Annotated in this window: 13 protein-coding genes and 2 pseudogenes; 2 read left to right on the forward strand and 13 right to left on the reverse strand. The window is 36.1% G+C overall.

Translation table 11 applies throughout. The features are described from left to right. Positions 1–137: 137 nt before the first annotated feature. The 8 genes and pseudogenes from ACZ76X_RS24575 to ACZ76X_RS24610 form a co-directional block, all read right to left on the reverse strand. Positions 138–1257, reverse strand: a pseudogene (locus ACZ76X_RS24575) (RNA-guided endonuclease InsQ/TnpB family protein). Beyond that, positions 1220–1321: pseudogene (locus ACZ76X_RS24580) on the reverse strand (IS607 family transposase); the annotation flags it as partial. The pseudogenes ACZ76X_RS24575 and ACZ76X_RS24580, both read right to left, overlap by 38 nt. Positions 1322–1495: 174 nt before the next feature. Next, entirely contained in the window at positions 1496–2128 is a 633-nt protein-coding gene (ytaF, locus tag ACZ76X_RS24585; protein ID WP_000281740.1) for a sporulation membrane protein YtaF, read from the reverse strand. A 72-nt stretch (positions 2129–2200) separates the two neighbouring features. Next, complete coding sequence (gene mutM / locus ACZ76X_RS24590) at positions 2201–3031, reverse strand: DNA-formamidopyrimidine glycosylase (RefSeq protein ID WP_479851969.1); 831 nt, start codon at positions 3029–3031, stop codon at positions 2201–2203. A 12-nt stretch (positions 3032–3043) separates the two neighbouring features. Then, positions 3044–5677: a DNA polymerase I gene (gene polA / locus ACZ76X_RS24595; protein ID WP_479851970.1), complete on the reverse strand. Its 2634-nt coding sequence runs from the start codon at positions 5675–5677 to the stop codon at positions 3044–3046. 283 nt (positions 5678–5960) lie between these two features. Next, positions 5961–7724, reverse strand: a complete 1764-nt coding sequence (phoR, locus tag ACZ76X_RS24600) for a sensory box histidine kinase PhoR (protein ID WP_479851971.1) — start codon at positions 7722–7724, stop codon at positions 5961–5963. Next, a complete protein-coding gene (gene phoP / locus ACZ76X_RS24605; protein WP_098668052.1) occupies positions 7717–8436 on the reverse strand; it encodes a two-component system response regulator PhoP in 720 nt (239 codons plus the stop codon). Before phoP ends, phoR begins: the two co-directional genes overlap by 8 nt. Positions 8437–8584: 148 nt before the next feature. Then, a complete protein-coding gene (locus tag ACZ76X_RS24610) occupies positions 8585–8821 on the reverse strand; it encodes a hypothetical protein (RefSeq protein ID WP_479851972.1) in 237 nt (78 codons plus the stop codon). Positions 8822–8909: 88 nt separating this feature from the next. Between ACZ76X_RS24610 and ACZ76X_RS24615 the strand changes: the two genes are divergently transcribed. Continuing rightward, on the forward strand, positions 8910–9041 hold the full coding sequence (locus tag ACZ76X_RS24615) for a hypothetical protein (protein ID WP_001241581.1): 132 nt from the start codon (positions 8910–8912) through the stop codon (positions 9039–9041). A 56-nt stretch (positions 9042–9097) separates the two neighbouring features. Here the strand turns inward: ACZ76X_RS24615 and ACZ76X_RS24620 are convergent, their stop codons facing one another. The 5 genes from ACZ76X_RS24620 to ACZ76X_RS24640 form a co-directional block, all read right to left on the reverse strand. Then, positions 9098–9571 (reverse strand): MaoC family dehydratase, encoded by a 474-nt coding sequence (locus ACZ76X_RS24620; protein WP_000914180.1) that lies wholly within the window; start codon positions 9569–9571, stop codon positions 9098–9100. Between the two features lie 216 nt (positions 9572–9787). Next, positions 9788–10726, reverse strand: coding sequence for a malate dehydrogenase (gene mdh, locus ACZ76X_RS24625; protein ID WP_000153232.1), 939 nt, complete (start codon positions 10724–10726; stop codon positions 9788–9790). 19 nt (positions 10727–10745) lie between these two features. Further along, the gene (icd, locus tag ACZ76X_RS24630; RefSeq protein WP_071715229.1) at positions 10746–12038 is read right to left on the reverse strand and encodes an NADP-dependent isocitrate dehydrogenase; all 1293 of its coding nucleotides are present in this window, start codon (positions 12036–12038) and stop codon (positions 10746–10748) included. A gap of 160 nt (positions 12039–12198) precedes the next feature. Further along, entirely contained in the window at positions 12199–13347 is a 1149-nt protein-coding gene (citZ, locus tag ACZ76X_RS24635) for a citrate synthase (protein WP_142337383.1), read from the reverse strand. A gap of 387 nt (positions 13348–13734) precedes the next feature. Then, positions 13735–14196 (reverse strand): DUF441 domain-containing protein, encoded by a 462-nt coding sequence (locus tag ACZ76X_RS24640; protein ID WP_000625507.1) that lies wholly within the window; start codon positions 14194–14196, stop codon positions 13735–13737. A 420-nt stretch (positions 14197–14616) separates the two neighbouring features. On the opposite strand from ACZ76X_RS24640, the gene ytvI reads away from it, so the two are divergent. After that, the gene (gene ytvI, locus ACZ76X_RS24645; protein ID WP_001081377.1) at positions 14617–15735 is read left to right on the forward strand and encodes a sporulation integral membrane protein YtvI; all 1119 of its coding nucleotides are present in this window, start codon (positions 14617–14619) and stop codon (positions 15733–15735) included. Positions 15736–16084 lie beyond the last annotated feature (349 nt).

Genomic DNA, 16084 nt, shown 5'->3' on the forward strand with positions numbered 1-16084 from the left:
AAAAATCTATAAATTTTGTTTATTTCCCTGTTCTATGTGTCCGATTTTGCAGAAAGCTACTTTCGTTTGATCTAACACTCCGAGGGCGTAAATTCGGATACAACGAATCCTACATATTAGCCGTAACCTTTTAGATTTTAACTGGCTAATTCATACTGTGACAAATTGATAGCCGCATTTAAATCCCTATCCATTTCGTGACCACAAGTGCATTTGTATACACGGTCAGAAAGTTTTAGTTCTTTGTTGATGCTTCCACAATTGGAACACATTTTTGAAGAAGGATACCATGTATCAGCTTCTACAAATTCAATACCATATTTTTCACACTTGTATTGAATTTGTCTTTTGAACTCATATAAACACTGCTTCGCAATCGCTTTAGCTAGGTGTCTATTCTTCATCAGACCTTTCATATGCAACGTCTCCATCACAATACGCAATGGCTTGTTTTTCACAATTTCGCTCGTTGACTGATGAAGATGATTCTTTCTGATATTTGATAACCTTCTATGTAGTTGTCGTATCTCTTGTTCGATTTTTATAATGTTGCTCGTTTTGACAAAACGGTTTCCCTCCCTGTTCATTTCATATTTACGAGAAACTTGACGTTGCAACCTACGAAGGCGTTTCTCTGCCTGTCTTACCACCTTTGTTTTGTTGATATTTTTCTTTTTCTGACCATCAGAACAATATGCTAATTCTTTGATTCCAATATCTATTCCTAACGAAACAGCCGTTAACTTCTCTTTTGTAAACTCCTGTTCGATACTGACAGATAAATACCAATACTTACCGTCAAAGCTAACGCGCGGATTAGAGTACTTCACCTCTACAGGTAACTTTTCGGATGTTTTTACCCAACCAACTTTCTCAATCAAAACTTGTTTTTCTTTTACTTTTAACTTGATGTTATCGTTGTAGAAAGAGGGTTTTGATTTCCTTCTGCTTTTGAATCGTGGTTTATCAGCCAGCCCCTTAAAAAATCGTTTATATGCTTCACAAGCATCTTTGATTGCTTGTTTGGCTATAATTATTCGAAACATCATACAACCAAGCATATTCTTCAGTCTGCTTCAACACAGTTAATTCTTTCCGTAAAAAACCGTCTGATATGAACTTTCCGCCATTCTTATAATTCTCCTCTTGCTTCGCCAGTGTCCAATTATAAGCCCATCTTGCCGTGCCAACAGATTTCCAAAGTTGCAATTCTTGTTCTTTATTTGGCTTGATTCTCACTTTCTTCGCAAGCATCACTTTCCAACAACTCCTTAACCATCTTCTTAGCTATATTTGCTCTTTTTCCTTGAAGATGGCAACTAGTTTACTCTGTCCTACCTGCCTTTTTTGCAAAATCACCAATTGAATATAATTTAAGATTTTTCACCCCATGGGGCTACCTTACCCTGACAATGGTTTTTTATCTATAAATATATACTTACCGTCCTCCCCTCCTCATAATAAAAGGCGCGAAACTAATGTTCCACGCCCATACTTACATTTTCCAAATTCCAATAATAATGAGTAATACCCCAGGCAGGAATGTAAATTTTTGTAACCATTTCATATTTGATAAAACCGTTCCAAGTTTCATTCCGATAAATAAAAACAAAGAACTCATAACCGCAACTAATATTGCCATCATTGCAGGTGCATACCCTAATAAAGATGCACCAATTCCAGCTCCGAACGAATCTACAGAGAGAGCGATACCAAGAAGCAATGCTTCTCCTGCAGAAATGGTGCCTGATTTATCGAAATCTGCGACAGTCGGTTTCCGTAAAATTTGGATCACTAGCCCGAGTGAAGCAATTTCTAATTTCCAAACCTTCTCCTCTTGCTTCGGTTCTTCTTTTTTCTCACTTCGAAAAAATTGGTATAATACCCAAATTCCTATTCCAATAAGAACAAGCCCACCGATACGCGTTGCGATAACAGGTGAAAATATCTTTGCGATCATATGTCCAATTCCCATTGAAACAAGCATAACAGCCGCTGAACACATTCCGATAATTATAATTGATCTTAGTGGAATTCTTACACTTCTTAACCCATATGTTAGCCCTACACTACAGCTATCTAAGCTTAATGTAAAAGCTAATAAAATAAGAGATAAATAAAGGTACATCGGTAAGCTCCTCCCTTATACATAGCTCTGCTGTATGTATATGACAAATGCCTATCCGATGTTATCTCTTTTCTATATTCTTGGCTGACAAATCGGGCAGTAATGCGTTCCTCTTCCGCCAACAACCGTTTTTTCTAATATCGTACCGCAAGTCACACACGGTTCTCCTTTTTTTCCGTATACATTTAGAAGTTCCTGGAACGAACCAATTTGCCCTTGCGAGTTAATATATGTTCGAATGGTGCTTCCGCCACGCTTCACTGCTTCGCCTAACGTTGTAACAGTCGCCTCATAAATTCGTTCAATTTCTTCTGTTGTCAAAGACGACGCTTCTCGTTCCGGATGAATTTGAGAACGGAATAAAACTTCATCTACATATATATTTCCAAGCCCTACTAAAAGACGCTGGTCTAATAATACAACTTTTATTTTACGATTTGTCTTTTGCAATCTCTCTTGTAAATATTGTGGTGTCAATTCAGCATCAAAAGGCTCCGGACCTAAATCAGCAAGAGGCATTTGATTCAACTCTTCACCTTTTTTAAAGAGGTGCATCGTACCAAACTTTCTCACATCTTTATAATGTAATTCAGTTCCATCTGTAAATAAGAAACGGACGTGCGTATGCTTATCAATTGGCTCATCCTCTCGATGCAGTAAATACTTACCTTCCATACGCAAATGTGAAACAATGACATAATTCGTTACATATAAAAGCAAAAACTTTCCTCTTCGCTTTATACTTTCAATCGTCTCGCCTTTTAGCATTTCTTTAAAGATTTCTGCATCATCTGGACGTTTTACTATTTTGGGATAGGTAACAATGACATCTTCAATTGTTTTTCCTGTTACAAGATTTTCAAGTGTCCGTCTGACGTTTTCCACCTCTGGTAATTCAGGCATTTCATCACTTCCTTATTTTGCGTCGTACCAAGTTGGACCGTAAGAATAATCAACTTTTAGCGGAACTGCGAGTTCAATTGCATGCTCCATTACTTCTGGTACAAGCTTCTCTAATTTTTCAATTTCTTCTTTTGGTGCTTCAAATATTAATTCATCGTGTACTTGCAGAAGAAGACGCGCTTGTAATCCTTCTTCTTCTAAACGATCTGCCATAATAATCATCGCTTTTTTAATAATATCTGCTGCAGTACCTTGAATTGGTGTATTCATAGCTGTACGCTCAGCAAAGCTACGTAAATTGAAATTACGACTCGTAATTTCTGGAATGTAACGACGGCGATTTAATAGTGTAGCCACATATCCTTTTTGCTTCGCATCTTTTACGATGTCATCCATGTATTCTTGTACACCAGGGAAACTTTCTAAATACTTTTCAATAAATTCCGCTGCTGCTTTTCTTGTAATTCCTAAGTTTTGTGAAAGACCATAATCACTAATACCATACACAATTCCGAAGTTAACAGCCTTCGCTTGTCTTCTCATATTTGAAGTTACTTCATCTTTTTCAACGCCAAATACATCCATAGCTGTTTTCGTATGAATATCCATATCATGTTGGAATGCGTCAACTAGCCCTTTATCATTTGCAATATGAGCTAATACACGAAGTTCAATTTGCGAATAATCCGCTGCGTACATAATCCATCCTTCTTCAGATGGAACGAATGCCTGACGAATCTTTCTTCCTTCTTCTAATCGAATCGGGATATTTTGCAAGTTTGGATCCGTTGAACTTAATCGGCCCGTTTGCGTTAATACTTGATTGAAACGAGTATGGATTTTAGATGAATCTTCATGTACAACTTTTAATAATCCTTCAATATAAGTTGAATTTAGTTTCCCTAATTGACGGTAATGTAAAATGTTTGGAATAATTTCATGGTGATCCATCAGCTTGTCTAATACATCTGCTGACGTAGAATAACCTGTTTTCGTCTTTTTAATAACTGGTAAGTTTAAGTTCTCAAACAGAATAACACCTAACTGCTTCGGTGAATTAATATTAAATTCTGTTCCCGCAAGCTTATAAATTTCCTGTTCCATTTCCTTTAATCTACCTGCAAGTTCTTCTCCCATATTACGAAGGCGCTCTGTATCAACTTTTACACCTTTTACTTCCATATCAGCTAATACACGTGCAAGCGGTAATTCTAACTCTGTAAACAGTTCATATTGCTCATTCTTCTCTAATTCTTCAACGAAAGTTTGTTTTACATCATATAATACATGCACTTTACGAGCTACATGCTCCGCTACTACTTCTAACTCTGGCACAGCACGCTTCGCACCTTTTCCGTAAACTTCTTCATCGGATTTCACAGCATGCGTTTCTTTCATTTTCGCTACAGTACGGAAATCTTTATCCGTATCAGCCGGATCAAGTAAATAAGCGGCGATTAATAGATCAAAGTCGATCCCTTGCATATCTATACCGTTCCATTTCAGTGCAACGATCGCACGCTTCGCATCAAATGTATGCTTTCTCATTTCCCCATCTGCAAGCCACTCTTTAAAAGCGTCTGACTTAAGTGCAATGTCTGTCTGAATAAAGTAGCAACCATTTTCATTTTGAATACCGAAACCTTGAATATCTGCTTTATGATAGTTATCTTCTTGTACTTCAACAATAAGCGCACTATCTTGCTGAAGCATCTCATCTGTAACTTCTTCCACAATATCAAATGCAATATCATCTAATTCAGCTGGAGCCGTTTCTTCTGGCGTAACACCTAATTTATTTAAAAGAGATGTAAATCCTAAATTCTCAAACATCGGAATGACATCACTTGCTTCATACCCTTTATACTCCATATCATCCACATGCACTGTAATCGGCGCATCTGTAATAATCGTTGCAAGATCTTTACTCATAAGAGCTTGCTCTTTATTTGCTTCCAGTTTTTCTTTTAATTTTTTCCCGCTTACTTGATCTATATTTTCATACACTTCTTCAACCGTTCCAAACTGTGTTAACAATTTAATCGCAGTTTTTTCACCAACTCCTGGTACACCTGGAATATTATCTGATTGGTCTCCCATTAAACCTTTCATATCGATAATTTGCTTTGGTGATAAGCTGTATTTCTCAAATAAAGCTTCTTTCGTATATTCATCTACTTCCGTAATTCCTTTTCTAGGAATACATACAAGCGTGTTATCAGAAACAAGTTGAAGTAAATCTTTATCTCCTGAAATAACCTTTACATTTGCTCCTTGTTCACTCGCTTCTTTCGCTAGCGTTCCCATAATGTCGTCCGCTTCATAATTTTCTAATTCATAGCGCGGTACGTTGAATGCATCAAGCATCTCACGAATAAACGGAAATTGCTCTGATAATTCAGGTGGAGTCTTTTGACGCCCTCCTTTATACTCACTATATGTTTTATGACGGAATGTCGTTTTCCCCGCATCAAATGCTACTAACATATGCGTCGGTTTTTCTTCCTCTAATATTCTCATCAACATCATTGTAAAACCGTAAATTGCGTTCGTATGTATACCTTTGTCGTTATTTAAAAGCGGTAGTGCAAAGAAAGCACGATACGCGATATTATTACCATCTACTAATACGACCTTTTTTTCCAAATCAGAAACCTCCCCATACAAATTTGAAATGATTTTTTTCACAGAAAAAAACCGTTCCTTTCCTCTCTCTATATTAACATGACTAATAGAGAGAAGAAAAATAACGGCTATTTTCTATCATATATAAAAACGTTTACTAATATAAAAGGGAAGTGACGAGAACAGCATAACTATTCTCGTCCAAAATTACTCCTTGGATGAAGGGGTTTTCATGTATTATATTAACAGAGCTTTATTAATATTTAATTAAGCCATTGTTAATATATTGTAAACATCCTTCATCCTATTTTTCAGTTGCTGATTTTGGTAAAACAACTGTAAATGTTGTCCCTTCCCCAACTTCACTATCCACTGTAATCGTACCGTGATGCGCCTCAACTAAATGCTTTACAATTGATAATCCGAGACCTGTCCCACCAGTATTTCGACTTCTCGCTTTATCTACTCGGTAAAAGCGTTCAAAAATACGTGGAATTTCATCTTTACTAATACCAATTCCAGTATCCGAAACTTTTATATAAGCATTATATTTATCTTCTGCCAATTCTACAGAAACAACGCCTCCAGCCGGCGTATATACGATTGCATTGTTAATTAAATTAATAAAGATTTGCTTCAAACGACTTGGATCTCCAATGACAGAGACTCGTTTTAGCGTATTTACTTGTAGAGAGATTTCTTTTTCTCCCGCTTTATTATCAAGCACCATATGAATGTCTTCAAGAAGTCCCTTCATATCAACGGTCCCCATACTCAATTTAAATCCTTGTTGTTCAATCTTTGATAGATCTAATAAATCTTCAATTAACCCTTGCATGCGTTCACTTTCTTTTAAAATAATGTGTAAGAAATGTTCGCAGAATTTTTTATTATCCATAGCACCGTCCAATAGCGTTTCCGAAAAACCTTTAATAGAAGTAATCGGCGTCTTTAGTTCATGAGAAACATTCGCTAAGAAGTCTTTTCTCATTTGTTCTAATTTCTTCAGCTCAGTAATGTCATGGAATACAAGTACAATTCCTTTCCATTCATGATTCGTCCCGATAATTGGTGCTCCATATACTTCAAAATGCTTTCGCTCAATTCCAAGCGGCAATAACATTTGTTTACGCACTTTCACTTCTGTCATAAAGATTTCTTCCACAAGCTCTATAATTTCTGGATGATGAAACGATTCATAATATAAACGATCTAAATATTCTTCATCTGTTACGTGGAAAGTTTCTTTATATGAACGGTTTACAAGGTTTATATAACCGCGACTATCAATTAAAATCATTCCACTTCCCATATTTTCAATTAACGTATGCAGACGATCTTGTTGCATTTCTTGTTCAAGTGTCATCTCTTGTAAATTACGAGCTAAAATATTAATCGCCTTACTTAACATTCCCGTTTCATCTGAATGACTTTCATAAGCGCGTGCTTTATAATTGCCCTTCGCTAATTCGATAGCAACTTTCGTAACGGATTCAATCGGCCTAATGTATTGCCCTGTAATTCTCATACCTAGAAATACGACGACGAGACACGCGATAACAAATCCGATAATTAATAATCCCCACGTTTTTTGATGAACAGCTTTCAAAGGCTCAATTGTACTTTTCACCAAAATGTAACCTTGTTTCCCTGCTACATCTTGAACGAACACCGCATGGTAAAATTCATTATTTTGATCTGTTTCTTTCGTAATGACTTTATTTCTTTGTTTCGTTGTTTCTGAAGAAAGTTCTTTAATTATCCCTTGGCTAAACGCAGAATGTTCTCCTCCGCTATATTGAACTTTCTTTTTTTCATCTACAAATGCAATAGACGCCTGAATTTTTTCTTCTAACTTTTCAAAAACGTACGGATTTTTTAAAACATTATCAAAACCTTGTTCTTCTGCTAATACCGCAACATATTCTGTCTCTTTTACCATTCTCTCTTTTGCATGATCTATATAGTAGTTTTCAAACACAGTTTCCAGCAGTAAACCTAGTCCGACTAAAATGAAAACAATAAGAGAAACAAATGTAAAAAGAAGCCTGGAACGAAATTTATTCATCCCCTTTTGGCTCCTCTAATTTATATCCTAAACCACGTATCGTTTTAATGTACGTCGGTTTTTTCGTATTTTGTTCAATTTTATCACGCAGATGGCTAATATGAACGTCAACAATTCGTGTATCACCAGCAAAATCATAGTTCCATACAGCACTTAATAATTGATCACGCGTCAACACACGGCTCTTATTTTTCGCAAGATAAACAAGTAGTTCAAATTCTTTTGGTGTTAGTTCAAGCTTTCTTCCTTGGAAATAAGCCTCATAAAACTCTGGCAAAATTTTAAGGTCAGCAATTGTGATACTCTCTTCATCTGATGATTCTGTAACTTGCTCTTCTTGTTGCAATTTCGTACGGCGTAAAATCGCCTTCACACGTGCCACAACTTCCCTTGGACTAAACGGCTTCGTCATATAATCATCCGCCCCTAGTTCAAGACCTAACACCTTATCAAATTCATCATCTTTTGCTGTTAACATTAAAATCGGCGTCATAACGCGCTGCAATCGTAATTCTTTACAAACTTCCATACCATCCATTTTTGGAAGCATTAAATCTAATATAATTAAATCTGGGCGTTCTGTTGTCGCTTTTTGAAGCGCCATTTCTCCATCCATCGCTGTTATAACCTCAAACCCAGCTTGTTGTAAATTAAATTCAATTAAAGTTAAGATAAACTCCTCATCATCAACTACTAAAATACGATTGTTCATTCTTTTCCTCCAAGTTATAGACTTGAAACCTTCTTCATCCTAGTATTTTCCCCGTTATTCTCATCATACTAGAAAACAAGGCCCCTCTCAATATAATTGTCTATTCATGGATTCAGATTGTTCTATCGTTTTTACTCATTCCCTTCCATTAACGTGTTGTTATCCATACTTTATACACATCTATCTTTTCATTCCATTCTACTTCCGTATGAATATTGAATTCTCGATTTTGCGCTAGAAAAAACGAAAGAGCATATGCTATTTTATAGTCCGGTGTTTCATATCCATTAAATAGTCTTCCATACATTTCATTCGCGACCCCGTCCGCCCACACTTCAGCTTCTCTTATCGTTTCAAAGATAACGTCTTCTTTTTTCCATCTCATCCTAAAAAATCCCCCTTCATTGACTTACATTACCAATACTTATATTATTAATTTAAATATATAAATATTTATTATATGGAGGTCTTTTATGCGACTAGTTCTACCTATTCTATCTTTAATAGTAACGTGTATTCTTACATTCAACGCCCCAAGCTGGGATACGATTAAAACAGGCTGTTCAGATTTCGCTGAAGGATTCACACAAGGATTCTTCAACTAAAAATAGCGCTAGCCCCTTATAGTAAGGTATGCTAGCGCTATTCATATTTTCATTTTTTAAAAATTATCTAATGCTTTTTCCATAATAGAAACTGATTTGAAAGGCGGCGTTACTGTTAATGAACCTTTTACAACCGTTTCTCCTTTTTCATCATGAGCAGATACAAGCATATCAATTGTATGCTCCTCCTCAGAAACAGCCACAACTTCAAAGTGGATTTGTAACGTTTCATAATGGTGAACATGCTTCACGAACGTAAGGTCCTTTCTCGTAATATGACTACCTGGACCTGGTAAATATTTCGTAACTGCCGTTGTAATCATTCCAGTTAGCATAATGCTTGGTACAATCGGCTTTTCATACGGAGTTTGGGATGCGTAATCATGCTGAATATATAATGGATTGGCATCATTCGTTAAACCTAAGTACAATAACAAATCTTTATCCTCAATTTTTTCAGTGATAGATAATTTCTCTCCTACTGTAATTTCATCCATTTTACGACCAATTTGAACTTTTTTCTTTAACATGTTACAACCCCCTCCGATTTTTTCACCTTATTATCCTACTAAAAGCGATACTTGATCCGAAATTTACTATGATGAGGGCAATGTATAGTATCAATCTATAGTTTCATTATAGGATACACCAAATGATAGCGTTTTCATATTATTTCAAAAAAACATTTGCATATATAGTAGAAAAAGATTCGGAGCCCCGAATCTTTTTCTACTTATATTTAATTATTAAACAAGAACCTTCATAACATTACGTACAGATTCCACAGAGCGATCTAGCGCTTCTTTTTCATCTGCAAGAAGTTCTAATTCAATAATTTTTTCAATTCCGTTACCACCTAAAATTACTGGTACCCCTAAGTAAAGGTCACTATAACCATATTCACCTTCAAGGTACGCAATAGCCGGTAATACACGGCGTTGATCTTTTAAGATTGCTTCTGTCATTTCAACTAAAGAAGCAGCTGGTGCATAATATGCACTACCGTTTCCTAATAAGCCTACAATCTCGCCGCCACCTTTACGGGTACGTTCTACAATTGCTTCTAAACGCTCTTTCGGAATTAACGTTTCTAACGGAATGCCACCTGCATAAGAATAACGTACAAGAGGTACCATATCGTCACCGTGTCCACCAAGAACAAATCCTGTAATGTCTTTCACAGAAAGATTCAATTCTTGTGCGATGAATGTACGGAAACGAGCTGTATCTAATACGCCCGATTGACCGATAACACGCTCTTTCGGGAATCCTGCTTCTTTAAATACAGAATATGTCATTGCATCAACTGGATTTGTTAATACAACAATAATTGCATTTGGTGAATGTTTTGCAATGTCGCGCGTAATACTTTTCATAATTTTAGAGTTTGTTGCTACTAAGTCATCACGGCTCATACCAGGCTTACGCGCAATACCTGCTGTAATTACGACAACGTCAGAATCAGCAGTATCTGCGTAATCAGATGTTCCAATAATGTTAGCATCAAAACCTTGTACTGGGCTCGCTTCTAACATATCTAACGCTTTCCCTTTTGTTGGATTTTCCAGTTGTGGAATGTCCACTAATACAACATCTGCAAGTTCTTTTTGTGCTAATAAGAATGCTGTTGTTGCTCCTGTAAATCCTGCACCGATGACTGAAACTTTCTTGCGTTTGATTGTCATAATTTACCCCCCGCTTTAATTATGCGTTTTTGATTATCGCTACATCCATGTTTTTAATAAGTTCATTAGCGAACTCAGAACATTTCACTTCTGTTGCACCTTCCATTAAGCGTGCGAAATCATAAGTTACTACTTTTGAAGCAATTGTTTTCTCAACAGAAGCAGTTACTAATTTCGCAGCTTCGTTCCATCCTAAGTGTTCTAATAATAATACACCAGAAAGAAGAACTGAAGATGGGTTTACTTTATCTAAACCTGCATATTTTGGAGCTGTACCATGTGTAGCTTCAAAGATAGCATGTCCAGTTACATAGTTAATGTTTGCACCAGGTGCAATACCAATTCCACCTACTTGTGCAGCAAGTGCATCAGAGATGTAGTCTCCGTTTAAGTTCATTGTTGCAACAACATCGAACTCACGTGGACGAGTTAAAATTTGTTGTAAGAAGATGTCTGCAATAGAATCTTTTACGATGATTTTTCCAGCCGCTTCAGCGTCTGCCATCGCTTTATTCGCTGCATCTTTACCATCTTTCTCAACGATACGATCATATTCAGCCCAAGTAAATACTTTGTCGCCGAATTCTTGTTCCGCTACTTCGTAACCCCAGTTTTTGAAAGCACCTTCTGTAAATTTCATAATGTTTCCTTTATGAACTAATGTAACAGAAGAGCGTTTTTCGTTGATTGCATATTGAATTGCAGCACGAACAAGACGCTTTGTCCCTTCTTCTGAGATCGGCTTAATACCAATACCAGATGTTTCTGGGAAGCGGATTTTATTAACACCCATTGCTTCTTTTAAGAAAGCAAGAACTTTTTCTGCTTCTGGAGATCCTTGTGCATATTCAATTCCAGCATAAATGTCTTCTGTATTTTCACGGAAAATCACCATATCAGTATCTTCCGGACGTTTTACAGGTGAAGGAACACCTTCAAAGTAACGAACTGGACGTAGACATACATATAAATCTAATTCTTGACGAAGTGCTACGTTTAGAGAACGAATACCACCGCCAACTGGAGTTGTAAGTGGACCTTTAATCGCGATTAAATACTCACGGATTAAATTTAAAGTTTCTTCTGGTAACCACTCGCCTGTTTGGTTGAATGCTTTTTCCCCTGCAAGCACTTCTTTCCAAACGATTTTCTTCTCACCATCATAAGCTTTTTCAACTGCTGCTTCTAGTACGCGAGATGCAGCTGCCCAAATATCAGGACCAATTCCATCTCCTTCGATAAATGGAATAATCGGATTGTTTGGTACATTCATAACACCATTAGTTACAGTAATTTTTTCACCTGTCGTCAATGTGATAACCCCCATGTTTGAAATTTCATATGTATGAAACTGAGGGAATAACCCCTCAGTTCAAACCGTTAGTCAAATTAAAATATTCTAATCATTACATCTTTCCGAAAAAATCAGACTTTTGAAAGCGTATTTTCACTATCGAAATAGTGTTTTTCGCTTATCGTTGTGCAATTGGAACGTACACTTGATGTGTTGGTCCATTATAGTCAGCACGCGGACGGATTAAACGGTTGTTTTCATATTGTTCTAGAATATGAGCTAACCAGCCTGACATACGGCTAATTGCAAAGATAGGTGTAAATAAGTCATGGTCAATTCCTAAACAATGGTATACAGAAGCTGAATAGAAATCAACATTTGGTGGAAGACCTTTTTCTTTTGTTACAATGTCTTCAATTTTGATAGACATATTATACCATTTGTCTTCTCCTAAAAGCACGCATAATCTCTTGGACATTTCACGTAAATGTTTTGCACGTGGATCACCTTGCTCATATACACGATGGCCAAAGCCCATGATTTTCACTTTATTTTGAAGAGCATTATGAATATATGATTCTACATTTTCTTCTTCGCCAATTTCAGTTAACATCTTCATTACATTTTCATTTGCCCCGCCGTGAAGAGGACCTTTTAACGCACCGATTGCTGCTGTAATACCAGAATATACATCTGAAAGTGTAGCTACACAAACGCGTGCAGTAAATGTAGAAGCGTTTAACTCATGATCTGCGTGAAGTACAAGTGCCTTATCAAAAGCTTCAATTTCAACTTCATTTGGTTCGCGATCATTTAACATGTACAAGAAGTTTGCAGCTAATGATAAATCATTTCTAGGCTCAACAACATCTAGCCCTTTACGAATTCTTGCATAAGCAGCAACTAAAGTTCCCACTTGAGCCTGTAATTTAACCGCTTTCAAATAATTGGACTTTTCATCCATAATTTCAGCGCTCTCATCGTATAATGATAGCATGGAAATTGCAGTTCGTAAAACCGACATCGGATGTGCGATTTTTAAATCTACTTGTTTCAAATATGTTAAAATCTCATCTGGCACTTTATAGTATTCCGATATAGTCCCTTTAAATTTCTCTAGTTCTTGTTCGTTAGGAAGCTTGCGATGCCATAATAAGTATACTACTTCTTCAAATGTAGCATTCTCCGCTAAATCATCAATATTATACCCAACATAAGTTAATGTATCATCAATAATAGAGCTCACAGATGATGTTGTTGCTACTACCCCTTCTAAACCTCGAATAACAGTCATGACATTCTCTCCTTTTCCTGAAAATTCTCCCAACCTTGCTCCTTATATCTATTTGCTTCCCTTTTGAATTATGAACGCCCGTTCACTCTTTAGGCAAGCAAAATGCACGATCATGCAAATTTGTTGCGATGTTCCCCTCTTATTGTCCATTGTTTACATGGAAAGCATGAGCGTGAATGTCTCCCCGAATCCTCACGCTCAAAACAACAAGTTAGTGAGGAAAATTAATTCCGAAGAGTTTTATGATAAAAACAACATAAAACAATATCATTATAAAATTGTTTTATGTTGTTTTTATTTTATCTGGTGTAAAGTCTCTGCTGTTATGTAACTTTTCAAAGTTTCTAATCCTATTATAAACAATTATCTGACTTTTGTGAACAGAAAGAATTCAAAATTTTTATATTACTATAAAATTCCTTATTTAAACATCTGTATAATACTCATAACTGCATAGGCAATTCCAGCCCCAATTAACGGACCTACAGCAACCCCATTAAATAAAGCAACCGCTATAATTGTCCCGAAAACGAGGGCAGTTGTAATATGAGGATCCGTCGTTAATAATTGCACGCCGCCTTTTGCTAACAAGGCAACCGCTACCCCTGAAGCTAAAGCAATCCATGCATAATACGATTTCGCTGCTTCTCCGAGTTGTTTAAAACCTATCTCCCCCGTCGCAATCGGGACGAGTACTGCTATTGTAATAACCGTAACACCGAGATTAATTCCTTTCGTTTGTAAATATGGAAAGACTTTATCTCCTAGAAACGTAAATTTCAATAAAAATAACACACCAATAGCTACAGTTAGCGATTGGTTTTTCGCAATAAGTCCTATAATAAGTAGTATGAATAAAAATAACGTTGACTGACTAATCATGTTTACACTTCCTTTCTGAAAATAATGAACTCATTTCCAAACAAAAATACCTTTAAACCTATCGTTATACATGCTATATCGATGCCTATTCAACATGAATCACTTCATTTTTTTATGTATTTTAAAATGATAACCTGAGACTTTCACCATCAAAATGGGAGCATGTATACATTTTTAAAAACGGTCGTCTCTCCTTTCTTTTCTAAAAAGAAACAGGTAAAATAAAAAGAAGAGAAAATGAAGTTTTTACCATATAGTAGAAGCATCAACACCAAGCTTTCACAGTCACTCACGTACTGAAAAAGCAGGAAAAATCCATCATTCCACTATAACATAAAGTGAAACTTTAATCAGTGGGGCACACTCGTTATAAGTTGAACGAATTAGGATAATCCAAATTGGAATGGGAGGTATACATCTTTGAATCGAAACTTACTATATATGATATTGCGACTCATATTTGTCATTGTAGCGACGGTAGCCGGGTTCTATGCATTACTATATATGTCAGGACTTATCTACCCTTTCATTATCGCTTTCGCATTTGCTTATTTGATTAATCCTGTCGTCAATTTCCTTAATCAAAAACTACAATTTCCTCGCGCACTCGCAGTACTCGTTAGCTTAATTCTCGTATTCGGAGCTATTGTCGGACTCGTTACATACCTTGTAACAGAGGCAATATCTGCCACAACATACTTACTACAACTTGTTACAGTAAAGTTTCCAGATATCGTTGCATTCGCTCAGCAATTTGCACTTAATCATATTATGCCTCTCTATGATGATTTAATTTCTAAATTTAATCATCTCGGGGAACCACAGCGCTATACGATTACACAAAACATTCAAAACCTAGGAACAGAAGCAACGACGCAAATGAAAGAACTTTTAACGGCTATTATAAGCGGATTAACAAATTTCATTAGTGCATTACCCACAACTTTAACTGTGCTTGTATTCGTTTTATTAGCTACTTTCTTCATTAGTTACGATTGGCATCGTCTTGCTCAGAAAGTAAGAAAATTTTTACCCAACCGTGTTCATGGCTATGGAAAAACGATTTTTGTCGATTTAAGAAAAGCTTTATTCGGTTTTGTTAAAGCGCAACTTACACTCGTATCTATGACAACTGTTATTGTACTAATCGGACTTTTAATATTACGCGTACCATACGCCATTACTATCGCGATTATTACAGGAGTTGTAGATTTACTCCCGTATTTAGGAACAGGAGCTGTATTCGTTCCTTGGGTTATATACGTATTTTTCACTGGCGACACTGCTTTCGCCATTGGTCTTCTCATTTTATACATCGTCGTGATTGTCCAAAGACAAATTATGGAGCCTAAAGTACTTTCTTCTAATATCGGCCTCGATCCATTAGCAACACTAATTGCTCTATTTGTCGGCTTTAAGCTCTTTGGCTTCTTAGGATTAATCATCGGTCCAGTCACCTTAGTACTACTTAATACATTGCACAAAGCTCGTGTATTCCATGATTTGTGGAAATATATTAAAGGCTCACCTTCAAAATAATAGTTTCTAATTCATACACAACAAAAAACTTACATGTAATCAGTGGGAAATTCCCACTGATTATTCCTTGCACTTATTTTTCACACTCATTACACACAACAAGAGAATTGCCCTAAAAAAGGATAATTCTCTTGTTTTTTGCATAAAAAACGTATATTTTGAGGTAATTTTACATATTTATTCTATTAATTTTATAATTATTACTTACATTTATTACTTTTTATGTAAATGAATAAATATACAAAAGTGCATAGAATTACACTTAAACTAATCATTTCACCGATCACTTTTAACATTTCCACATCAATTCATTCTTTTTATATACAAATCAAACTTGAGTTCAAAGAAA

This window comes from Bacillus sp. BC05(2025) (assembly GCF_056725905.1).